Source organism: Azonexus sp., from assembly GCF_041909095.1.
Classification (GTDB): domain Bacteria; phylum Pseudomonadota; class Gammaproteobacteria; order Burkholderiales; family Rhodocyclaceae; genus Azonexus.
Window position 1 is genome coordinate 77789 of the sequence record NZ_JAYREB010000003.1, and the last position, 21435, is coordinate 99223.

The 21435-nt window shown below is 61.0% G+C and carries 17 protein-coding genes; 12 read left to right on the forward strand and 5 right to left on the reverse strand.

The window, feature by feature from the left end:
* Positions 1–18: 18 nt before the first annotated feature.
* The 3 genes from ACE3OV_RS08575 to ACE3OV_RS08585 all read right to left on the reverse strand — a co-directional run bounded on the left by ACE3OV_RS08575 (position 19) and on the right by ACE3OV_RS08585 (position 3057).
* The gene (locus ACE3OV_RS08575; protein WP_374326572.1) at positions 19–741 is read right to left on the reverse strand and encodes an LrgB family protein; all 723 of its coding nucleotides are present in this window, start codon (positions 739–741) and stop codon (positions 19–21) included.
* Positions 738–1091 (reverse strand): CidA/LrgA family protein, encoded by a 354-nt coding sequence (locus ACE3OV_RS08580; RefSeq protein ID WP_374326573.1) that lies wholly within the window; start codon positions 1089–1091, stop codon positions 738–740. Before ACE3OV_RS08580 ends, ACE3OV_RS08575 begins: the two co-directional genes overlap by 4 nt.
* Before the next feature lie 103 nt (positions 1092–1194).
* Entirely contained in the window at positions 1195–3057 is a 1863-nt protein-coding gene (locus ACE3OV_RS08585) for a diguanylate cyclase (protein WP_374326574.1), read from the reverse strand.
* A gap of 207 nt (positions 3058–3264) precedes the next feature.
* On the opposite strand from ACE3OV_RS08585, the gene ACE3OV_RS08590 reads away from it, so the two are divergent.
* The 11 genes from ACE3OV_RS08590 to ACE3OV_RS08640 all read left to right on the forward strand — a co-directional run bounded on the left by ACE3OV_RS08590 (position 3265) and on the right by ACE3OV_RS08640 (position 17977).
* Positions 3265–4776, forward strand: a complete 1512-nt coding sequence (locus tag ACE3OV_RS08590; protein WP_374326575.1) for a hypothetical protein — start codon at positions 3265–3267, stop codon at positions 4774–4776.
* Between the two features lie 134 nt (positions 4777–4910).
* Positions 4911–5237: an ArsR/SmtB family transcription factor gene (locus tag ACE3OV_RS08595; protein ID WP_374326576.1), complete on the forward strand. Its 327-nt coding sequence runs from the start codon at positions 4911–4913 to the stop codon at positions 5235–5237.
* A gap of 118 nt (positions 5238–5355) precedes the next feature.
* Positions 5356–8232 carry an SNF2-related protein gene (locus tag ACE3OV_RS08600; protein WP_374326577.1) on the forward strand — a complete coding sequence of 959 codons (2877 nt, stop codon included), beginning with the start codon at positions 5356–5358 and terminating at the stop codon, positions 8230–8232.
* Positions 8233–8253: 21 nt separating this feature from the next.
* On the forward strand, positions 8254–8433 hold the full coding sequence (locus ACE3OV_RS08605; protein WP_374326578.1) for a hypothetical protein: 180 nt from the start codon (positions 8254–8256) through the stop codon (positions 8431–8433).
* Complete coding sequence (locus tag ACE3OV_RS08610; protein ID WP_374326579.1) at positions 8423–10726, forward strand: AAA family ATPase; 2304 nt, start codon at positions 8423–8425, stop codon at positions 10724–10726. The genes ACE3OV_RS08605 and ACE3OV_RS08610 overlap by 11 nt, the downstream gene beginning before the upstream one ends.
* A gap of 168 nt (positions 10727–10894) precedes the next feature.
* The gene (locus tag ACE3OV_RS08615; RefSeq protein ID WP_374326580.1) at positions 10895–12181 is read left to right on the forward strand and encodes an AAA family ATPase; all 1287 of its coding nucleotides are present in this window, start codon (positions 10895–10897) and stop codon (positions 12179–12181) included.
* Between the two features lie 32 nt (positions 12182–12213).
* Positions 12214–12819 carry a hypothetical protein gene (locus tag ACE3OV_RS08620; RefSeq protein WP_374326581.1) on the forward strand — a complete coding sequence of 202 codons (606 nt, stop codon included), beginning with the start codon at positions 12214–12216 and terminating at the stop codon, positions 12817–12819.
* Positions 12820–12827: 8 nt separating this feature from the next.
* Complete coding sequence (locus tag ACE3OV_RS08625; RefSeq protein ID WP_374326582.1) at positions 12828–14483, forward strand: site-specific DNA-methyltransferase; 1656 nt, start codon at positions 12828–12830, stop codon at positions 14481–14483.
* Between the two features lie 94 nt (positions 14484–14577).
* Positions 14578–15099 (forward strand): zeta toxin family protein, encoded by a 522-nt coding sequence (locus tag ACE3OV_RS08630; protein ID WP_374326583.1) that lies wholly within the window; start codon positions 14578–14580, stop codon positions 15097–15099.
* Complete coding sequence (locus ACE3OV_RS08635; RefSeq protein ID WP_374326584.1) at positions 15096–15281, forward strand: hypothetical protein; 186 nt, start codon at positions 15096–15098, stop codon at positions 15279–15281. Before ACE3OV_RS08630 ends, ACE3OV_RS08635 begins: the two co-directional genes overlap by 4 nt.
* Positions 15278–17977, forward strand: a complete 2700-nt coding sequence (locus tag ACE3OV_RS08640; RefSeq protein WP_374326585.1) for a DEAD/DEAH box helicase — start codon at positions 15278–15280, stop codon at positions 17975–17977. The genes ACE3OV_RS08635 and ACE3OV_RS08640 overlap by 4 nt, the downstream gene beginning before the upstream one ends.
* Before the next feature lie 134 nt (positions 17978–18111).
* On the opposite strand, the gene aceB is transcribed toward ACE3OV_RS08640, so the two are convergent.
* Together aceB and ACE3OV_RS08650 are read right to left on the reverse strand one after the other, a co-directional pair.
* On the reverse strand, positions 18112–19710 hold the full coding sequence (aceB, locus tag ACE3OV_RS08645; RefSeq protein ID WP_374326586.1) for a malate synthase A: 1599 nt from the start codon (positions 19708–19710) through the stop codon (positions 18112–18114).
* Between the two features lie 38 nt (positions 19711–19748).
* Positions 19749–20456 (reverse strand): haloacid dehalogenase type II, encoded by a 708-nt coding sequence (locus tag ACE3OV_RS08650; RefSeq protein ID WP_374326588.1) that lies wholly within the window; start codon positions 20454–20456, stop codon positions 19749–19751.
* A 76-nt stretch (positions 20457–20532) separates the two neighbouring features.
* Between ACE3OV_RS08650 and ACE3OV_RS08655 the strand changes: the two genes are divergently transcribed.
* Positions 20533–21435, forward strand: a complete 903-nt coding sequence (locus ACE3OV_RS08655; protein ID WP_374326589.1) for a LysR family transcriptional regulator — start codon at positions 20533–20535, stop codon at positions 21433–21435.

The following is a 21435-nucleotide window of genomic DNA, read 5'->3' on the forward strand; positions in this document are numbered from 1 at the left end:
AGCCATTGGTACTTACCCTTACTTGAGCAGGAAGTCGGCGAGCAGCGGCAGCAGCGCCGCCGTGAGCAGGCCGTTGAGGCCCATCGCCAGCGCCGCGAAGGCGCCTGACTGTTCGTTGATCTGGAAGGCGCGGGCGGTGCCGATGCCGTGCGCGGCGACGCCCATCGCAAAGCCGCGGATCGCCGGATCGTGCACGCGGATCGCCGAAAATAGCCGTTCGCCGACGATGGCGCCGAAGACGCCGGTGCAGATCACCAGCACCGCGGTCAGCGAGGGCAGGCCGCCGATCTTTTCGGCGATGCCCATGGCGATCGGCGTGGTCACCGATTTCGGTGCCAGCGAGGCCTGCGTCGCGCTGTCGGCGCCGAGCAGGCGGGCGATGGCGACTGCCGAGACGACGGCGGTCGCGCTGCCCGCCAGCAGCCCGGCCGAGATCGGCAGCAGCAGCTTGCGCACGCGGCGGAACTGCAGGTAGAGCGGCACCGCCAGCGCCACCGTCGCTGGGCCGAGCAGGAAATGCACGAACTGGGCGCCAGCGAAGTAGGTCTCGTAGGCGGTGCCGGTGAGTCCGAGCAGCGTGCCGAGGATGGCCACCGCGATCAGCACCGGGTTGGCCAGCGGGTGCTGGCTGCTCTTGCGGTACAGCGCGTGCGCCAGTTGGTAGGCAAGGAGGGTCACGGTCAGGCCGAGCAGCGGCGAGGCCGCGAGATAAACCCAGATTTCGCCGATCGGTCCACTCATTTTTCCTCTCCTTCGCTCAGGCGCTGGCACAGGCGCATCGTTCCCGCCGTCACCAGCAGTGCGGCCAGCGTGCTGAGCAGCAGCGAGGCGACGAGCGCCGGCCATTCTTCGCCGATGCGCGAGAAATGCAGGACGATGCCGGTGCCGGCCGGCACGAACAACAGCGACAGATGCTGCAGCAGGCCCTGGCTGGTCGTGCGCAGGTTCTCGTCGGGGCCGTCGCGCAGCACCAGCAGCAGGAACAGCAGCAGCATCCCGGCGACCGGGCCGGGCAGCGGCAGGGCCAGCCAGCGGACGAAGACTTCGCCGATCAGCTGGCAGACGAGGAGGAGGGAGAGGGCAGCGAGCATGGCGGCGTTCCTTGAAGCAAGGCCGTCAGTGTATTTGTGCCCGAATGTTTTGTTAATTCGCCGATTCGGCGAATGATCTTTTACGGATTGTCATTAATGCAGGTCAGTAATCCTCATCCGTCGTCCACATCTCCGGCGTGAAGCGGATCACCCGGTTGCGCCCGGTTTCCTTGGCCTGGTAGAGCGCCAGGTCGGCGAACTTGACCGCCTGCCAGAAGGTGGCGCTGTCGCCGGGGAAGTCGGCAATGCCGATGGAAATCGTTTTCTGGATCACCGTGCCGCCGACCTGCACCTTCATCGCCTCGACCTCGCCGCGGATCTTCTCGCCGATCAGGCAGGCGTGTTCGGCGTTGCTGTCGAGCAGGATGATCAGGAATTCCTCGCCGCCGTAGCGGATCACCAGGTCGGAGGCGCGCACCGCCTGCTTGAGCACGCCGGCCAGCGCCTTGATCACGGTGTCGCCGGCATCGTGGCCGTAGGTGTCGTTGACCATCTTGAAGAAGTCGAGGTCGAGCATCATGATCGCCGCGTGCGCCCGTTTGCGCTGCACGCCGGCGATCAGCGTGTCGACGTATTCCTCGAGGAAGCGGCGGTTGTTGAGGCCGGTCATCGGGTCGCGCAGCGTCGCATCGCGCAGGTTCTCCATCAGCCGCTTGGTTTCCAGCACCGGCGCGGTTTCCCGCAGGTAGACCTGGAGCAGCGGGGCGCACTCGTGCAGTTTTCTCTCCTCGTCCGGCGTGCAGATGATCTGGACGATGCTGCCGACGGCGCCCGACTGGATGATCGGGAAGCAGACGTGGCGGCGCGGCCCGACTTCCGGCGGCGGCTGGAAGGCGTAGCAGATTTCCGGGTTGTCGATGCCGTCGACCGGGTGGCCGGTGCGGCGTACCCGGCAGGCTTCCGGGCGGACCAGGATTTCCGGGTCGCACCAGCGGCAGCCGTCGGCCGGCCGGCCGTCGACGATCAGGCTCTTCATCTGCTTCTTGTGGCTGAGGATTTCGTAGAGCGAGAACTCCTGGCGGCCGAATTCCTTCTGCAGCGTGCTGGAAAGGCGGGTGTAGATTTCCGACTTGGTTTCGTCTTCCTCGATCGCCTGCTTGAAATGCGCCGCCTTCGACAGCCCCTCGACCATGTCGATGGTTGCCGTCAGCAGGTTCTCGCCCGGCGTCGCCGGCCGTTCGGTGAGGCGGGCGACGCTGGTGCCGATGCGGTTGAGGCCGCTGTCGAGGAAGGCCAGGAGGCGGTTCATGTCGCGCGCTATCTGGCCGATTTCGTCCTTGGTACGCTGCTCGATCTGCGTCTTGAAGTCGCCGTCGAGCGCCTTCTGCACCGCCGCTTCGACCGCTACCGCGGTGTTCGCGATCGGCCGCAGCAGGCGCCGGGCGAGCAGCACCAGCAGCACGGCAAACAGCGTCACCGCGCCGGCGATGCCGCCCACCGTCAATACTGCCTTGTCGCGCAGGCCGTCGATCGACATCGTCATCGTCACCGTGCCGAGCACGCTGCCCTCGGTGACCTGATGGCATTGCAGGCAGTTCGGCGTGCCGTGGGCGGTGGCGATGTAGGGAATGGTGCCGCGGAAGACGGTTTCGCCGTCTTCTTCGACGACGCCGAAGGACGGCTTGCCGCTCGCCATCACCTGGCGTTCGGTGGCGTCCGCCTGGCTTTCCAGATTGAGGCCGCGGCCGAACTGGCGTTCGACTTCCGGCGAGCGGACGACGCGCGCCGAGCGCAGGCCCTGCACTTCGAGGATGCGCTTGAGGAAGCTCTCGCGGCGGTCGATGACGCCGTTGATCATCGACTCGGTCAGCGCCACCCGCACCAGCTCGCCGGCCGAGCGGATGTGGTCGGTCGCCGAGGCGATCGAGAAAGTGCGGAAGGCGTAGAGGCTGATCGCCACCAGCACGGCGAGCAGCGACACGGCAATCGCCGAGAAGAACAGCGTGACCTTGGTGTTGAGATTCACGATGACGATCCCGCAACACGGTTTCCGAAGTGCGACATTATGTCCGAGCTGCCTTCTATTACGAAGGTGTTAGCTGGCGATGCTGCGGGAATCGCCGGGTTTCTTGATCAGGATCAAGCAGCGCCGGGCAGCGACCATCGCTTTGCGCCAGGTCAGTGCTGGCGTTTATGATGATGTCAATTTCAACCCTTCCCGGAAGACATCGAGATGAACGCATTGCCCTTCGCCAGGCACTTCGGCCTGCTTGCCCTTGCGCTGGCCACCCTCAATCCCGCCCTGGCCGAAAGCCCCGGTCTGCTGCCCGCCCTCAACATCGACCTGACGCAGACCACGGTTTCCGGCATCTCGTCCGGCGCCTTCATGGCCGTCCAGTTCGGTGTCGCCCATTCGGCCTCGGTGCGCGGCATTGCCGCCACTGCCGGCGGCCCCTACTTCTGCGCCGGCAAGGACGCCTGGGCCGGGGCCGGTGTCGGTAAGGCGATTGCCCGCTGCATGCAGGGTGATCCCGCCTATCCGGCGCGGCCGATCACCCCGGCCGACCTCGACGACATGACCGCCGCCGCCCGCGCCTGGGCCGTCCGTGGGCTGATCGACCCGCTCGCCAACCTGGCGCGGCAACGCCTCTGGCTGTTCCACGGTAGCAACGACGGCATCGTCAAGCAGCCGGTCAACGCCGCGCTCGACCAATGGTTCGCCGGCTTCGCCCCGGCCAGCCAGCGTTTCACCCAGGACAGCTTCAATGCCGGTCACGCCCAGATCAGCGCCGCCTGCGTCGGCAGTGCTTGCCAACCCTGCGCCAAGACCGGCGGCGATTTCATCAACGCCTGTTCCGCCAATGCCGAGGGTGCGCCCTACGACGCCGCCGGCGCCGCATTGCAGATGTTCTACGGGCCGCTGGTGCGGACTGCCAGCGACGCTCTTGGCAGCAAGGCGCAAGCCTTCGATCAGCGCATCCACACCCGGCGCGCCGGCGCAGCCATCGCCCCGCTCAAGATATCAATGGCCGAGCAGGGCTACGTCTACGTGCCGAAGGATTGCGCCGACGGCGCGGCTTGCCGCTTGCACATTGCCTTCCACGGTTGCCAGCAGCAGGCCGAACTGCTTGGTGAGGCCTTCGTGAACAAGGCCGGCTTCAACGAATGGGCCGACGCCAACCGGGTCGTCGTCCTTTATCCGCAGGCGGCCGCCGCCGTTGCGCCGCCGCTGACGCCGCTCAATCCGCAAGGCTGCTGGGACTGGTGGGGCTACAACGACTTCGGCTGGGACATGGTCGGCCATTACGCCACCGCCGGCGGTGACCAGATCGCCAGCGTCTGGAGCATGGCCGAACGCCTGGCTGGTGGCAGTGGGGGCGCGACGCCGACCGTCGTCGCCGGAGTGCCCGAGCTGCGCGCCGCCGACCGCGCCGACAACCAGATCGTCCTCACCTGGCAGGCCATGCCCGGCGCCACCGCCTACCGCCTGCAGCGCGACGGTGGCGTGGTTGCCGAAATCGCTGCCGACTCCCTGCCATCCTGGGTCGATAACGGCCTCCAGCCGGATACCGCCTACACCTACCGCCTGCTCGGCATCGACGCCGGGGGGCAGGAAATTCCCCACGCCAATACCCTGATCGTCCAGACCAGCAAAGCGCCCGCTGCCTGCGATCCCTATTTCTCGCTGGCGCAGAATCGGCCAGTGACCCGGAAGAACCGGCCGACGCGCAAGACATGTCCCTGAACGTTCGCCGGTCGGCGCATCTATAATGGCGAGCCAGACTCCGCTTGCCGGACTTGGTCCGACGACCTTTCCCGGCCTTTCGGCGCATCAAATTCCGGTGCCGTGCTGCGGTGTCGCTCAGGATTACACAGGACATGGACGAAACTGCACAATTATTCGACGACGTGGCGCACTATTTCAGCCTGCTTGCCGACCCGACGCGCCTGCGCATCCTGTTCACCCTGTGTCAGGACGAACGCCCGGTCAATGATGTCGTCGAAAAGGTTGGCCTGACCCAGGCCAACATCTCGCGTCACCTCAACATCCTTTACCGGGCCGGCGTCCTCGGCCGCCGCCGCGACGGCAACCAGGTCTTCTACCGCGTCATCGACCCCAATTTCGTCGACATCCTGCGTACCGTCAGCGTCACCGTCGCCAGCCGGGATATCGGGGAATTTCTCGGCGCCGAGGCGAAGGATTGATCGACTGGAGGGGATAACTGGTTCGCAGTTTGCGAACTGAGAACCAGAGGCTTCCTCCAAGCTAAATGCATCGGGTTTCGAGAAACACAAAGTCGTCTGGCGCCACTAAAATGCCGCGATGCTTACCCCACACCAGTCCCGCTTCTTCGCCTGGCAACTGACGCGCCGCGCTGCGTCGGATTCGATGGAATCCTTCGCTTCAACTCTGGTCGATGCGCAGGTCGATCTGAATCCTCATCAGGTTGATGCGGCACTCTTCGCCTGTCGCAATCCGCTCTCGCGCGGCGTCATCCTGGCTGACGAAGTGGGTTTGGGGAAAACCATCGAAGCCGGGCTGGTCATAGCCCAGCATTGGGCCGAAAGGCGGCGCCACATTCTGGTCGTCGTTCCCGCCAACCTGCGCAAGCAGTGGTATCAGGAACTGCTGGAAAAATTCGCGCTGGAGTCCGGTATCCTGGAAACGCGCAGCTATAACGCCCTGCGCAAGGCCGGGCAGATGGCGCCCTTTGATTGTCCGGACAAGATCGTCATCTGTTCCTACCAGTTTGCCAAAGCCAAGGCCGACGATCTGCGGCGGATCAATTGGGATCTGGTGGTGTTCGACGAAGCGCACCGGCTGCGTAACGTTTACAAAACTGGCAACGTTATCGCCCGCACGCTCAAAGAGGCGGTTGCCCACGCTGCCGGCAAGGTACTTCTGACGGCTACGCCGCTGCAGAATTCACTGCTCGAACTCTATGGTCTGGTCAGCATGATCGACGAACGGGTGTTCGGCGACATCGACAGCTTTCGTCAGCAGTTCGGTCAGATCAGCCGCGAGCAGACTTTCTCCGATCTGCGCTCCCGGCTGGCGCCTGTCTGTCTGCGTACCCTGCGGCGGCAGGTGCAACCTTATGTGTCTTACACCCGGCGGATTCCCATCGTCGAGGAGTTCACCCCTTCCTCGGACGAAATCCAGCTAACCGGGATGGTGTCCGAGTATTTGCGGCGCCCCGAACTGAAAGCTCTGCCCACCGGCCAACGGCAACTGATCTCGCTGGTCCTGTGGAAGCTGTTGGCCTCCTCCACTCACGCCATCGCCGGGGCGCTGGGCGTCATGGCGGATCGGCTGGAAAAGCAACTCGGTGCATTGCCGCCCGACGATGTCACGGAAACCCTCAATGCCGATTACGAGGCTCTGGGCGAAACCGCTGACGAATGGGAGGCCGAGGAATCGGCAGAGGGCGAACCGTTGGCGGAGCGTAGCGCCATCGAGCGCGAAATGAACGAACTAAGGCAATTTCAGGCACTAGCCAGTGGTATCCGGCAGAACGCCAAGGGGGTTGCCCTGATCAAGGCACTGGACAAGGCCTTTGCCGAACTCGAAAACCTCAGGGCCGCGCGCAAGGCCATCATTTTCACCGAATCGAAACGCACCCAGGCCTACTTGCTCGAACTGCTCGCTGAAACGCCCTACGGCCCCGGTGTCGTCCTGTTCAACGGCACCAACTGCGACGAGCAGGCGCAGAAAATCTACCAGGCCTGGCTCAAGAAGCATGCCGGCACCGACCGCATCAGCGGCTCGCGCACGGCGGATACGCGGGCGGCGCTGGTCGAGCACTTCCGCGAATGCGACAACCTGGCCGGCAGCATCCTGATTGCCACCGAAGCCGGCGCGGAAGGCATCAACCTGCAATTCTGCTCGCTGGTCATCAACTACGACCTACCCTGGAATCCGCAGCGCATCGAACAGCGCATCGGCCGCTGCCATCGTTATGGTCAGAAACACGATGTCGTTGTGGTCAATTTTGTCGACCTCTCCAATGAGGCTGACAAGCGGGTCTACGAACTGCTGGCGCAAAAATTCCACCTGTTCGAGGGCGTATTCGGCGCCAGCGACGAAGTGCTGGGCGCCATCGGCTCGGGCGTCGACTTTGAAAAACGCATCGCCGAAATCTACAAAACCTGTCGCAGTCACGAACAGATCAAGGCCAGCTTCGAGCAACTGCAACTCGACCTCTCCGGCGAAATCAACCAGGCCATGGTCAAGACCCGGCAACTGCTGCTGGAAAACTTCGACGAAGAAGTCCAGAACAAGCTGCGCATCCGCGATGCGGACGGCAAGGCCACGCGTGGGCGTTTCGAGACCATGCTGCTCGATCTGACCAAAGCCGCCCTGCAAGATGAAGCCGAATTCGACGAAGCGGGCTTTCAACTCAACACCCTGCCGGCGCCGGAACTTGCCGCCCACGTTCCCCTCGGGCGTTACGAACTGCCGCGTCGCAGCGGCGAAGCCCACCTCTATCGCGTTGGTCATCCACTCGCCGAATGGATCATTGCCCGTGCCAAGCAAGGCGAGCTGCCACCCGCCCGCCTGCGCTTCGACTATGACGCCTACGCCAGACAGAACGGCCGCCTGACTACGCTGGAACGCCTGCGTGGCCAGTCCGGGCAACTCCAGGTCGAACTGCTGACCGTGGAAGCGCTAGGCCGCAAGGAAGAGCGGCTGATTGTTTCGGCCGTCGATACCCAGGGCAAGCCGCTACCGGATGATGACGGTGAAAAGCTGCTGCGCCTGCCGGCCAGTATCGAGTCCGCTCTGGCTGAAAAAAATCCCTCTCCAGCCTTGTTGACCGCAGGAAATTGCCGTCGCGAGGTTGCGTTGGCCGAAATCAACCAGCGCAACCTCAATTACTTCGAGGCCGAGGTGCAAAAGCTCGACGCCTGGGCTGACGACCTCAAATTGGGGCTGGAACAGGAACTCAAGGAACTCGACCGGCAGATCAAGGAAATCCGCCGCGAAGCTTCGTCGGCGCTGACTTTGGAAGAAAAGATCAACTGCCAGAAACGTCAGCGCGAACTGGAACAAACCCGTAACCGCAAACGCCGGGAAATGTTCGACCGGCAGGACCAGATCGACGAAGAGCGCGGGCGGCTGATTGACGAGTTGCAGGCGGGCTTACAGCAACGGATTGATTCCAATGTGCTATTTTTTGTGGCTTGGGAACTTCAGTAATTGCCTTGAGGGGAGCAAGCAATGAATCCGAGTGAGGAATTGGCGGCCAAGATTCTGGATCGCCTTGAAAAAAAACAATTGGTTTCCGGGAGTCAGCGCAAACGCATCGCTGACAAACTGACTCAAGGCAAAATGAAGCAAGAAGATTGGCAGGCCGCTATTGAGTTCTCCTTAGCCGAAGGAGAAAAGCATGGCAGCTAAGACTCCGCTGCGTTCCCTATCCATCCAGGCATTGCGCGGTGCAACGACGCCACTTTCCGTCGCGTTTGAATCGAACAAGAGCCTGACGCTGATTTACGGCGAGAACGGCACCGGCAAAACAACGCTTTGTGACGCCTTCGATTTTATCGGTAATGGCAAGGTGGGATCGCTGGAAGGGCGAGGCCTGGGAAGCATGGCTGCTTATTGGCCGTCGGTAGGCAAGAACAAAAGCGAAATCATTGTTGCGCTCGAAACATCGTCTGGAAAATGGACTGCCTACTTCGGTAAAAAGGGCGTCGAAGTCAAACCTGCAACAGGGATGCCGAACACATCGGTTCTACGGCGCAGCCGACTTCTCCAGCTGCTCCAGGACACGCCCGCGAATCGTTACGATGTCATTCGCCCATTCATCGACATCTCTCCTATTGAGGCTTCGGAAAACGAACTCAGGAAGCTGATTACAGAAATCGACCGCCAACAGACCATGGCGAGCGCAGTGATCAGTGAAAACCGCACAGCCATCGAAGAGCGGTGGGCGGCGGCCGGCAAGCCAGGGACGGACTACATGACTTGGGCGGAAGCCGAGTCAAAAAAAAGTACGGCTGAACTCGACGACAATCTGCGCCGACTGCGTACTCTTGCGTCGGCACTTGCTCAACTGGAAAGCGACGTACAGCGGGTGCGGCAAGCAGATGAAAAGGCTATTTCCAGCCAGCGCCAACTTGGCTACGAAGAAAATGCCTTGACTCAAGCCAAAGCCTCCTGCCTTGCCGACGACGTGTCGACCATCGAGTTGCTGTTGGCGGCGAAAAAGCATCTCGAAGGGCTGCAACATGTCGACCAGTGTCCGCTTTGTGGCAGTGCCGAATTTGCTGCTGGCTTGCCCGTTCAAGTGACGCAACGGCTTGAGTTGTTGCGTGCGCTTCAGTCGGCGCTTGAGGCAAGGAACCTTGCAGCAAATGCAGTGGCCCAGCAGCAATCGATTCTCGAAAACGAACAGCACCGCCTGAGCGAATCGCTCAATCAATTTCGCCAAGCCTGGGAAGGCGCGCAGGAGGTGTTTCTGGCCAATGGTGGTGATGACGCACCAGTGCTCCAATCCATCTCCGCCGCCATTCCTGATCCCGACGAGCTTCTTGGCATAAGCCAACAACTCAATCGCCAAACCGAAGCACTGGAAGCTTCAAAAGCTGGCATTCAGTCACTCAAGCTGGCTTTGGATCGTTACCGTTCCAACTATGAGAGACAAACGCAAATTAGCCGGGTTTTGCCCAATTTGCGCCAATCCTTGAAAGTGATGGAAGAAGAGCGCCGTGCCTACGTCGACGCCAAATTGCAGGCAATTGCGTTGGAGGTCGGGCGCCTGTACGAAAAGCTCCATCCTGGAGAAGGGCTAAACAAAATCAGCCTGAAACTTGATCCGGCGAAACGCGGTTCCTTGGAACTGGGAGCTGAGTTTCTTGGGCAACAGGATGCGCCACCGCATGCCTACTTTAGTGAGTCGCACCTGGATTCGCTCGGACTTTGCATCTTCCTTGCGCTGGCTGGGTTGCAAGGGCGAGAGAACACCATTCTGGTGCTGGACGATATTCTCGGCAGCATCGACGAACCGCATGTGGATCGACTGATCGCCCTGCTTTATGAAGAGTCGCAGCAATTCCTGCACTGTGTTCTGACGACCCACTATCGCCCGTGGAAAGAAAAATACCGCTGGGGTCACATGCGTCCGCCTTTTTGCCAGTATGTGGAACTGAAAAATTGGAGTCCGGGAAGGGGCGTCTCGCATGGCAAGGGGGCGCCGATGCCGGTGGCCGAGCTTGGTAAACTACTGGCGGACGAAACGCCCAGCCCGCAACTGCTTTGCGCAAGCGCTGGAGTCGTGCTGGAAGCTACCTGTGACTATCTGACCGCCCACTACGAATGTTCCGTTCCCAGGCGCAAAGGCAAACCCACGTTGGGTGATTTGCTGCCGTCCATCGACAAGAAATTGAAAAACGTACTCAAGGTCGAGAGCCGTCAAACTGACGGTAGCTACCTGGCGACAGAATTGGGGCCGATTTTCGAGCAACTACAGAACACCATGCAGGTGCGCAATATTTTTGGTTGCCACTTCAACGAACTGGCGATGCATTTGCCGGATCAAGATGCCATCGATTTCGCCCGACTCGTTTATCAGGCAGCAGAAGCTTTGTGTTGCCCGGAAGAAGGATGGCCAATGGTGGAAAAAGCCGGTTCATACTGGGCGACGCGTTCCGAAACGCGGCGCCTGCACCCTTATAGAAAACCTTCGTAACACATGACGCAAAAACAAAAACTCGAACTCACCTGGATCGGCAAGGACAAGCGGCCGAAGCTGGAGCCGCGCATTCTAGTGGAGGAAGCGGAGAAGTCGTGTCACGCCCTGTAGCGGGTGTCGTACTATAAAACCTGATTCGTTATTGAAAATGAATGGAATATTCCGATGATTCGCGAATTGGAAGTCAGAAGTCTGCGAGCTTTACGTTATGTATCCGTCAGTCTCGAGCCCTTTCTTGTCATGGTGGGGCCTAATGCCTGCGGGAAAAGCACCTTGTTCGATGCGCTATTGCTGGTGCGCGATGTCCTGACCAGCGGTTTGGATGCGGCGGTGTATGGGAGTTCGCGAATGAATATTGCTCCCCGAGCCGTAGACCCTCGTGATCTCACATGGTTGCGGGAAGGGGGCGGGGTCGAAATTGCAATTACCTTGGAATTGCCCAGCGAGTTGGTCAAGAGGCTGGATGGGCGCTATCGCTTCGCACGCTATGAAATGGGGATTAGAACTGAAGGTGCTCTCGGCTTTAACCACGAAGCACTATGGCTTTGCAATGAATTGAAAAAGCCCGCCGAAGCCTTGGCCAAAGGGCAGATTGATCTTTTCCCCAATCAGCTAGACGTACCTTCGCATATCGTTCGCCCCTCGAATACCAAAACGCCTGTGGGGTGGCGAAAGGTAGTCAGTAAAACCGTGGAAAGCGGAAATGACTACTTCCGTTCCGAAACTTCTGACTGGAACAACCTTTTTCGTCTGGGGCCAAGCAAAAGCGCATTAGCCAATCTGCCCGAGGACGAATTGAAGTTTCCGGCGGCCACCTGGACCAAGCGCGTGTTGATGGAAGGTGTTCACCGTTTGATGCTGAATGCTGAAAAAATGCGCCTCTCTGCCCCAGCCGGATCTCCAAGCGATTTCTTGCCTGATGGCTCCAATCTCCCCTGGATTGTTCATGAACTTGAGAAGAGTGATAGTTTGGGAAGAAAAAAGGAGTGGGTGCAGCATCTGGCGTCGACCTTGGAAGATTTGGAAGACGTTGTTACCAGAGAAAGGCCCGAGGATCGATCTCGCTATTTGGAGTTGCGTTACAAGAACGGCTTGACCGCGCCATCCTGGGTACTATCGGACGGGACTTTGCGTTTGCTTGCGCTAACTCTTTTGGCGTATGCCCCCAAGGCGCCCAAGCTGATTCTGATCGAGGAGCCGGAGAACGGGGTTCACCCCAAAGCGATTGAAACGGTCATGCAATCGCTTTCTTCGATCTACGATTCGCAAGTTTTGTGTGCAACGCACTCGCCAGTGGTTCTCAGCCAGATGAAGGCACAACAGGTTCTCTGTTTCGGCAAAACAGCGGAGGGATCGGTTGATATCGTCAGAGGAAGCCAGCATCCCAGGTTGAGGGATTGGCAGTCGGCGCTGAACTTGGGTGACCTTTTCGCAACAGGGGTGTTGGGATGAGGGATTGCCTTTTTCTAGTCGCGGACAAGAACATGGAAGGTGTGCTGAAAGGTTTTCTCTCAAAACCGGATTTTCATCTGGCCTTGGGGTGTGCCCCCTTCGTTTTCGATCCCAAGCAGGATTTGGTTGTTGCCCATGGGCAGAACGATCCCGGTTTGTACACGCGAGCCAATGCCCTGCTACAGCCATTTGTACAAACACATAAACATGCGGTCGTCATCGTGGATGCCGCCTGGGAGGGTTCGCCCGGATACGAGGCGATTATGCAGAGAGTACAGGAGCACATCATTAATGCGGGTTGGCACGGAGATTCCGGCTGTGCGGTGGTGATCGTTCCGGAATTGGAGAATTGGGTCTGGCAGGATAGTCCGCAGGTCTGCACGCATCTGGGATATTCCGGGAGTTTTCAACAATTGCGCGCCGAACTGGAGAGCCTCGGATTCTGGAATGCGGGCGAACCCAAGCCGCGTCAGCCCAAGGAGGCCGTGGAACAGACGTTGAGGCAGGCGAGGAAGCCACGGTCCTCGGCCATTTATCAGAGCCTGGCGGCGCAGGTTTCCGTGAAACGCTGTACGGATTCGGCCTTGAATTCCCTGCTGGAATCCGTTCGCCGTTGGTTTCCGAGAGACATCAAGTAAAGCAACACATGACGCAAAAGCAAAAACTCGAACTCACCTGGATCGGCAAGGACAAGCGGCCGAAGCTGGAGCCGCGCATTCTGGTGGAGGAAGCGGAGAAGTCGTATCACGCCCGGCAGCGGGTGACGGATCGGGATATTTTCGACAACCAGCTGATCTTCGGTGACAACCTGCTGGCCTTGAAGGCGCTGGAGGCGGAGTACGCGGGCAAGGTCAAGTGCGTGTTCATCGACCCGCCCTACAACACCGGCAGCGCCTTCACCCATTACGACGACGGGCTGGAACATTCGATCTGGCTGGGGCTGATGCGCGACCGGCTGGAAATCCTCCGCCGCCTGCTGGCTGAGGATGGCTCGCTGTGGATCACCATCGACGACAACGAGGCGCACTACCTCAAGGTGTTGTGTGATGAGGTGTTTGGGCGGGCGAATTTCGTGGCGAACTTGGCTTGGCACAAGAGAGTTTCACCAGCCAATGACGCAAAATATTTCAGTGGCGATTTTGACCATGTTCTGGTGATTGCGAAGAATAAGGAAGTTTGGCGCCCTAACCGCTTAGAGAAAAACGAATCTCAGCTAGCAAATTACCGGAATCCAGATAACGATCCCAGAGGGGTTTGGAATTCGGCTGCCTACACCTGCGCTAAAACGGCAGAGGAACGACCTAATCTTTATTACCCAATCGTCAACCCATTTTCTTTGGAAGAGGTCTGGCCCAGTCGCACCAGAGTTTGGGCATATGACCGAAAGACACACGAAAAAAATGTTGAGGCGGGGCTTCTTTATTGGGGAAAGAGCGGCGAGGCGAAAATGCCTCGCATCAAGAAATTTCTGACCCAATCGAAACCTGTAGTGCCGCGTTCAATTTGGGGATATGACGAGGCAGGGCACAATCAAGAGTCAAGGTTGGAGATTGACCGGCTCTTTCCCGGAGACCCGTTTACTACTCCGAAACCTGAACGGCTAATCAAGAGAGTCTTGGAGATCGCATCTACTAATGGCGACCTCGTCCTTGACTCCTTCGCCGGCTCCGGCACCACCGGCGCCGTGGCCCACAAGATGGGCCGGCGCTGGATCATGATCGAGCTGGGCGAGCACTGCCATACCCACATCATCCCGCGCCTGAAGAAGGTCATCGACGGCGACGATCCCGGCGGCGTGACTTCTGCGGTCAACTGGCGGGGCGGCGGCGGTTTCCGTTACTACCGGCTGGCGCCGTCGCTGTTGGAAAAGGACCGCTGGGGCAACTGGGTGGTCAATCCGGAATACAACGCGGCGATGCTGGCCGAGGCAGTGTGCAAGCTGGAAGGCTTCAGCTACGCGCCGTCGGAAACCCATTTCTGGCAGCACGGCCATTCCAGCGAAAGCGATTTCATCTACGTGACGACGCAGACCCTGGGCGTCGAGCAACTGGCGCAACTGGCCGAGGAAGTCGGCGAAGCCCGTTCGCTGCTGGTCTGCTGCGGCGCTTTTCGTGGCCTGACCGCCGCGCAGGCCGGGCAACGCTGGCCGAACCTGACCTTGAAGAAGCTGCCCAAGATGGTGCTCTCCCGCTGCGAGTGGGGGCACGACGATTACAGCCTTAACGTCGCCAACCTGCCGCTGGCCGAAAAGCCGCCGGCCGACCCGGTGCAGCAGGGGCTGTTCGGGGAGGAGGGGGCGTGACGCCGGGCGGCAAGTTGCGGGAAGCGGCAATTTGTAAGCCGTCCTTACAAGTTCGCGAAGCGCGTGGGCCGCGGGTTTGCCAGGGTGGTTTGCGGTGAGTGGCAAGAAAATCATCGTAATCGCCGGGCCGAACGGTGCGGGAAAGACGACGTTTGCGCGTGCCTTTTTGCCGAAGGAAGCGGATTGCCCGCGTTTCATCAATGCCGACCTGATTGCGGCCGGCCTCTCGCCGTTTGCGCCGGAGGCGGAGGCGGTCAAGGCTGGGCGGCTGATGTTGCGCGAGATCGGGATTTGCGTGGAGCGCGGAGAGAGTTTTTCCTTCGAGACCACGCTTTCCGGTGTGGCCTATGCGAAACATATCGAGACTTGGCGCGCTGCCGGCTATCACGTCAGCCTGTTCTTCCTGGCCTTGCCTTCTCCGGAAATGGCCATCGCACGGGTGGCCGAGCGGGTGCGCCAGGGCGGGCACGACATTCCCGAACCGGTGATCCGGCGACGGTTTGAAGCTGGGCGGCGCAACTTCGATGAACGCTACCGCTGGGCGGTGGATGCTTGGGCGCTGTATGACAACGCGGGCGAGGAGCCCATCCTGATTGAATGGGGAGAGAACACATGACGCGGGAAGAAATCGGCAAGGCGAAAGACAAGGATCTGGCCGCCTCGCTGGGCGCTATGCGGCGGGCCGCGCAGATGGCACGCGAGCAGGCCATCCGTACCGATACGGCCATTGTCGTGACGCGGGACCAGCGGCTGGTGCGGGTGACGGCGGATGAACTGCGTAATGAGGAGCGCAAGTGAACGTTGAAGCCGTTGTCCGCTCCCTGTCGGGACGCCTGAGCCTGCGCGCGCCGCAACGGGAATCGCTGGAACAGCTGGCGCGGGCCATCGCCCTGGCACCGGAGTCCCTGGCCCATGGCGAGCGCGATTTGCCGGCGATTCTGGCGCAGATGCAGGCGGCGTTTCCCGCGCTCAAGGATTTCGACCGGGAGTTTCCCTCGCTCTGCTTCGCGCTGGCCACCGGCGTTGGCAAGACGCGCCTGATGGGCGCGTTCATCGCCTACCTGTACCAGGCGCACGGCATCCAGAATTTTTTCGTGATGGCGCCGAACCTGACCATCTACAACAAGCTGATTGCCGATTTCACGCCGAATACGCCGAAGTACGTGTTCAAGGGTGTCGCCGAGTTCGCGGCAGCGCCGCCGGAAATCATTACCGGCGACAACTACGAGCAGCGCGGCGCCAATGTGCAGGGCGGTCTGCTGTCGCCGGTGACGATCAATATCTTCAACATTTCCAAGATCAATTCGGAAGTGCGCGGCGGCAAAAGCCCGCGCATCAAGCGGCTGTCGGAATATATCGGCCAGAGCTATTTCGACTACCTGGCGGCCTTGCCCGACCTGGTGTTGCTGATGGACGAGTCGCACCGCTACCGGGCGAGCGCCGGGGTGCGGGCGATCAACGAACTGAAGCCGCTGCTCGGGCTGGAACTGACGGCGACGCCCTTCGTGGAAAGCGCCAAGGGGCCGGTTCCGTTCCGCAATGTGGTGGTCGATTACCCGCTGGCACGGGCGCTGGACGACGGTTTCGTCAAATCGCCGGCGGTGGTGACGCAGAAGAATTTCAACCCGGCCCAGTATCCGCCGGATGTGCTGGAACGCATCAAGTTGCAGGATGGCGTGCGCCTGCACGAGGCGACCAAGGTGGAACTGACCACTTACGCCCACCAGAACGGCGTGCGCCTGGTGAAGCCCTTCATGCTGGTGATTGCGCGCGATACGACGCATGCCGGGGCTTTGCTGAACCTGATCCAGTCCGACGAGTTCTTCGAGGGACGTTATCGGGAGAAGGTGATTCAGGTGGACAGCAGCAAGTCGGGTGCCGATGAGGAGGCGATGATTGCCCGGCTGCTGGCGGTGGAAAGCGTTGACGAGCCGACCGAGATCGTCATTCACGTCAACATGCTGAAGGAAGGCTGGGACGTGACCAACCTCTACACCATCGTGCCGCTGCGCGCTGCCAATGCGCGCACGCTGATCGAACAGTCAATCGGGCGCGGCCTGCGTCTGCCCTATGGCAAGCGTACCGGTGTGGCGGCGGTGGATCGGCTGAACATCGTGGCGCACGACCGTTTCCAGGAAATCGTCGATGAGGCGAACAAGCCGGATTCGACCATCCGTTTGCAGCAGTTGATTCTCGATGCGCCGGAGGAAGAAGCGCGCAAGGTGAGCGTTGATGTGCCGTCTACGGTGGATGCCCTGCTTGGGCTGACAACCACGCCGCTACCTGGTGTGGTGGGGGCTGCTGCCGCCACACCGATTTATACCCAGGCGCGGGAAATCGAAGTGGCACGGCTGGCCCGGCAGGCGGTGGCGGCCTACGAGGTGCAGCGCAACCGGGTACCGACCAGCAGCGCCTTGCTGCAGGAACAGATTCGCCAGGAGATCGTGGCGACGGTACGGCAGCAGATGGCGCCCGCCCAGGGCGAACTGCTGGCGGAAGAAGAAGCGGTGGACGTCGAGGCCGTGGTGGCCCGGACCATTGCAACGGTGGTCGAGAACAGCATCGACATTCCACGCATCGTGGTCGTGCCGGCGGGCGAGGTGGTCGGCGGTTTCAAACCCTTCACGCTGACGACGGGCGGCTTTGCCTCCTTGCAGCCGGGCGAGCGCGACATCCTGATCCAGGACCTGCATAACCACGAACAGGATACCTTGTCGGCGCAGGTGGGCATCGTCGAGCAACGGCCGGAGGATTACATCGTCCATGCTCTGATGGATTTCGATGACATCGACTACGACACCCACGCCGAATTGCTCTACGACCTGGCCGGGCAAGCGGTTGCCGCCCTGCGCCAGCGGCTGGCTTCCGAGGAAGAGTTACGCAATGTGCTGGATGGCTATCGCCGGCTGATTGCCGATAATATCCACGCCCAGATGCTGGCCCATTACGACGAAGGGACGACCGCCTACACCGTCGAGGTGAAGCGCGGCTTCACGGCGATCAAGCCGTGCAGCTATTCGGCGATGGCGGGCGAGGTCCATCACTTCCGCGAGACGGTGGCTGAGGTGGGCAAGATCAAGCAGATGCTGTTCGGTGGTTTCGAGAAATGCCTGTATCCGCTCCAGAAATTCGATTCGGATACCGAGCGACGCTTTGCGGTGCTTCTCGAAAGGGAAGCCTTGAAGTGGTTCAAGCCGGCCAAGGGGCAGTTCCAGATTTTCTATCGCCTGGGCGCCGAGCAACCGGAGTACGTGCCGGATTTCGTGGTGGAAACGGCAAGTGAAATCCTGATGTGCGAAACCAAGGCGCGCACCGATCTGGCGTCCGAGGAGGTCAAGGCCAAGGCGCTGGCTGCTGCGCGCTGGTGTCGCGATGCTTCCGGTTACAACGCAGCCGAGGGCGGCAAGCCCTGGCGCTATCTGCTGATTCCGCATGATGAGGTGGCGGATAACCGGACGCTGGCTTATCTGGGACGCTTTGCCGTGCAGGGATAGCGGTTCGGTTTTCGCCCTTTTCGGCGCTCGGCCGCAGGACATTGCGCTCCCGCAAAAAAAGCGCCGGGTTTCCCCGGCGCTTCTTCATTCTCTGTCGGAGTCGGGCGTCTGGGCGCCTTTTTTCCGGGTACTGCTTAAGCCATCGCCTCGTACAGGGGCAAGGTCAGGAACTCCGGGTATTCCGGGGTCAGCGACATCTTGTCGAAGATTTCGGCGGCTTGGTCGTAGGTGGCCGTGTCTTCGCCTTGGGCGGTGACGGTGGCTTTTACCTTGGCGAGCTCTTCGACAATCATCGGGCGAACAAGTTCCACGGAAATTTTGCGGCCGTCGTCGAGGATGCCCTTCGGCGAAACGACCCACTGCCAGACCTGCGAGCGCGAGATTTCGGCGGTGGCGGCGTCTTCCATCAGGTTGTGGATGGGCACGCAGCCGTTGCCGGCCAGCCAGGAGCCGAGGTAGTGGATGCCGACGTTGATGTTGTTGCGCAGGCCGGCTTCGGTGATTGGGGTGGTCGGGCGGAAATCCAGCCATTGAGCCGGGCCGAAGGAGCCTTCGACCTGCTTGTCGAATTGGTTCGGACGGTCACCGAGCACCTTGACGAACTCTTCCATGGCGATCGGCACCAGACCCGGGTGGGCCACCCAGCCGCCGTCGAAGCCGTCGTTGGCGTCGCGGGTCTTGTCGTGGCGAATGCCGGCCAGGGCCTTTTCGTTGGCGACCGGGTCGTTCTTGATCGGGATCAGGGCCGACATGCCGCCCATCGCCGGGGCCCCGCGCTTGTGGCAGGCCTGCACGAGGGCCAGCGCGTAGCCGCGCATGAAGGGCACTTCCATGGTGATGGCGCTGCGCTGGGCCAGGCAGAAGTCCTGGTTCTTCTTGAACTTTTTGATGCAGGAGAAGATGTAGTCCCAGCGACCGGCGTTGAGGCCAGCGGAGTGGTTGCGCAGTTCGTACAGGATTTCTTCCATCTCGAAGGTGGCGAGGATGGTTTCGACCAGCACGGTGGCCTTGATCGTGCCTTGCGGGAGGCCGACGTGGTCCTGGGCCATGACGAAGGCGTCGTTCCACAGGCGGGCTTCCAGATGGCTTTCCATTTTTGGCAGGTAGTAGAAGGGGCCGGCGCCGCGGGCGATCTGTTCCTTGGCGTTGTGGAAGAAAACCAGGCCGAAGTCAAACAGGCCGCCGGAGACGCGCTGACCGTCAACCAACACGTGCTTTTCGTCGAGGTGCCAGCCGCGCGGACGGATCTGCAGGGTGGCGATCTTGTCGTTGAGCTTGTATTCCTTGCCGTTCTCGTTCTTGAACGAGAGTTCGCGGCGGATCGCCTTGTACAGGTTCACCTGGCCCTGGATCTGGTTTTCCCAGTTCGGGCTGTTGGAATCCTCGAAGTCGGTCATGTAGGAGTCTGCGCCCGAGTTAAAGGCGTTGATGATCATCTTGGCCTCGACCGGGCCGGTGATTTCGACGCGGCGGCACTGCAGGGCCGCCGGCACCGGGGCGACCTTCCAGTCACCGCTGCGGATGTGGGCGGTTTCCGGCAGGAAGTCCGGCATTTCGCCGGCGTCGATACGCGCCTGACGCTCGATGCGGGCCTTCAGCAGTTCCTGGCGGCGGGCTTCGAAAGCACGGTGCAGCTTGGCGACGAATTCGAGGGCCTCGGTGCTGAGGATGAATTCCCATTCGGGCTGGATCGGGGCAGTGATTTGCACGCCGGCGGGCAGGGTGATGGCCATGATGTCTCCTGAAGGATGGGTGAAGTTGAGAAGGAAATTCAGCTACGCAGGCCGCCGACCCAGGCGAGGACATCGCTCAGTTGGCGGCCGCTGCCGTGCGGCGTTACGTCGAGGACGTCGGCCGGCTGGTTGGTGCGATTGACCCAGAAGGTGGTGAAGCCGAACCAGGTGGCGGCGCAGGCATCCCAGGCATTGGCCGAAACGAAGAGGATTTCCTCTTTCGGCAGCCGGAAGGCGTCGACGGCGAGTTGGTACACCTCGGGGGCGGTCTTGAATTTATGCACGCTGTCGGCGGAAAGGATGTGCGCGAACAGGTGGTTCATGTCGTTGTACTTGACGGCGATGTCGAGCATCGAATGCGTGCCGTTGGACAGGATGGCGAGCGGGAAACCCATCGCCTTCAGCGCTTCCAGCGTCGCCAGGTTTTCCGGGAAGGGGCGCAGGCAGGCGTACTGGTTCATCAGGTGCTGGCGCTGGCTGTCGTTCATCGGCAGGTCCAGCGCGCGGGCGGCGAAGATCAACGCGTCGCGGGTGACTTCCCAGAAGGTCTTGAACTGGCCGCTCATTGTCCGGATACGCGTGTACTCGACCTGCTTGGCCCGCCACAACAGGGTCAGCGCCTTGCCCTGGCTGGGGAAGTACTCCTCGGCCAGCGCTTCCATGCAATAGACGTCGAACAGCGTCGCGTAGGCGTCGAAGGCGATGGCTTTGGGCGAGGTGGTGGTTTCCGGCGTGATCATGGACATGGAGTTTATTGCTACCAATAAGATAAGATAAGCGGCAAAAGAAGCGGTTATTCTTTTACTAAAAGTACAAAGTTAAATGGATACTTTCAAGCAGATTTCGGCATTTGTAAACGTCGCGACACGCGGCAGCCTGTCCGCCGCGGCCCGTGCCGAAGGCGTGACGCCGGCCATCGTCGGCCGCCGGCTCGATGCGCTGGAGGCCAGGCTCGGCGTCAAGCTGCTGATCCGCACGACGCGCAAGCTGACGCTGACCTTTGAGGGGCAGGCTTTTCTGGAAGATTGCCAGAAGGTGCTGACCGATCTCGCCAACGCCGAGGCCGCGGTGTCGCTGGGCGGTGTGCAGGCGAGCGGTTACCTGAAGGTTTCGGCGCCGGCTGGGTTCGGCCGCCAGCACGTGGCGCCGCTGGTCGGCGACTTCATGCGCGCCAACCCGGAAGTGCGGGTCAATCTCAACCTCTCCGACCGCCTGGTTGACCTGATCAACGAGAACATCGACTGCGCCATCCGCATCGGTGAACTGACCGATTCCAGCCTGGTCAGCGTGCGTCTGGGCGAGATGCGGCGCATGGTGGTGGCCAGCCCGGCCTATCTGGTCGAACACGGCGTGCCGCGCTCGCCGGACCATCTCGCCGGCCACAACTGCCTGTCGCTCGGCCAGCAGCGCGGCTGGGTGTTCCGCGATCCGGCGAGCGGCAGCATCGATACCTTGAAGGTGACCGGCGATTTCGAATGCAACGACGGTGCCGTCCTGCACGAATGGGCGCTGGCCGGGCGCGGCCTGGCCTGGCGCTCGCTGTGGGAAGTTGGCCGCGACCTCAAGGAGGGGCGCCTGACTTCGGTGCTCGACGCCTGGCAGGCGCCGCCGATGGGCATCTACGCGGTGTTTCCGCAACGCCGCCACTTGCCCTTGCGGGTCCGCCTGTTCATCGACCTGCTCAAGGAAAACTACAGCCGGCCGAGCTACTGGGAGCTGCGCTGA

Coding starts and splice junctions, on each gene's coding strand:
- ACE3OV_RS08575 (WP_374326572.1), bottom strand. CDS start 741: ATGAGTGGACCGATCGGCGAAATCTGGGTTTATCTCGCGGCCTCGCCG.
- ACE3OV_RS08580 (WP_374326573.1), bottom strand. CDS start 1,091: ATGCTCGCTGCCCTCTCCCTCCTCCTCGTCTGCCAGCTGATCGGCGAA.
- ACE3OV_RS08590 (WP_374326575.1), top strand. CDS start 3,265: ATGAACGCATTGCCCTTCGCCAGGCACTTCGGCCTGCTTGCCCTTGCG.
- ACE3OV_RS08595 (WP_374326576.1), top strand. CDS start 4,911: ATGGACGAAACTGCACAATTATTCGACGACGTGGCGCACTATTTCAGC.
- ACE3OV_RS08600 (WP_374326577.1), top strand. CDS start 5,356: ATGCTTACCCCACACCAGTCCCGCTTCTTCGCCTGGCAACTGACGCGC.
- ACE3OV_RS08605 (WP_374326578.1), top strand. CDS start 8,254: ATGAATCCGAGTGAGGAATTGGCGGCCAAGATTCTGGATCGCCTTGAA.
- ACE3OV_RS08610 (WP_374326579.1), top strand. CDS start 8,423: ATGGCAGCTAAGACTCCGCTGCGTTCCCTATCCATCCAGGCATTGCGC.
- ACE3OV_RS08615 (WP_374326580.1), top strand. CDS start 10,895: ATGATTCGCGAATTGGAAGTCAGAAGTCTGCGAGCTTTACGTTATGTA.
- ACE3OV_RS08620 (WP_374326581.1), top strand. CDS start 12,214: ATGGAAGGTGTGCTGAAAGGTTTTCTCTCAAAACCGGATTTTCATCTG.
- ACE3OV_RS08625 (WP_374326582.1), top strand. CDS start 12,828: ATGACGCAAAAGCAAAAACTCGAACTCACCTGGATCGGCAAGGACAAG.
- ACE3OV_RS08635 (WP_374326584.1), top strand. CDS start 15,096: ATGACGCGGGAAGAAATCGGCAAGGCGAAAGACAAGGATCTGGCCGCC.
- aceB (WP_374326586.1), bottom strand. CDS start 19,710: ATGGCCATCACCCTGCCCGCCGGCGTGCAAATCACTGCCCCGATCCAG.
- ACE3OV_RS08650 (WP_374326588.1), bottom strand. CDS start 20,456: ATGTCCATGATCACGCCGGAAACCACCACCTCGCCCAAAGCCATCGCC.
- ACE3OV_RS08655 (WP_374326589.1), top strand. CDS start 20,533: ATGGATACTTTCAAGCAGATTTCGGCATTTGTAAACGTCGCGACACGC.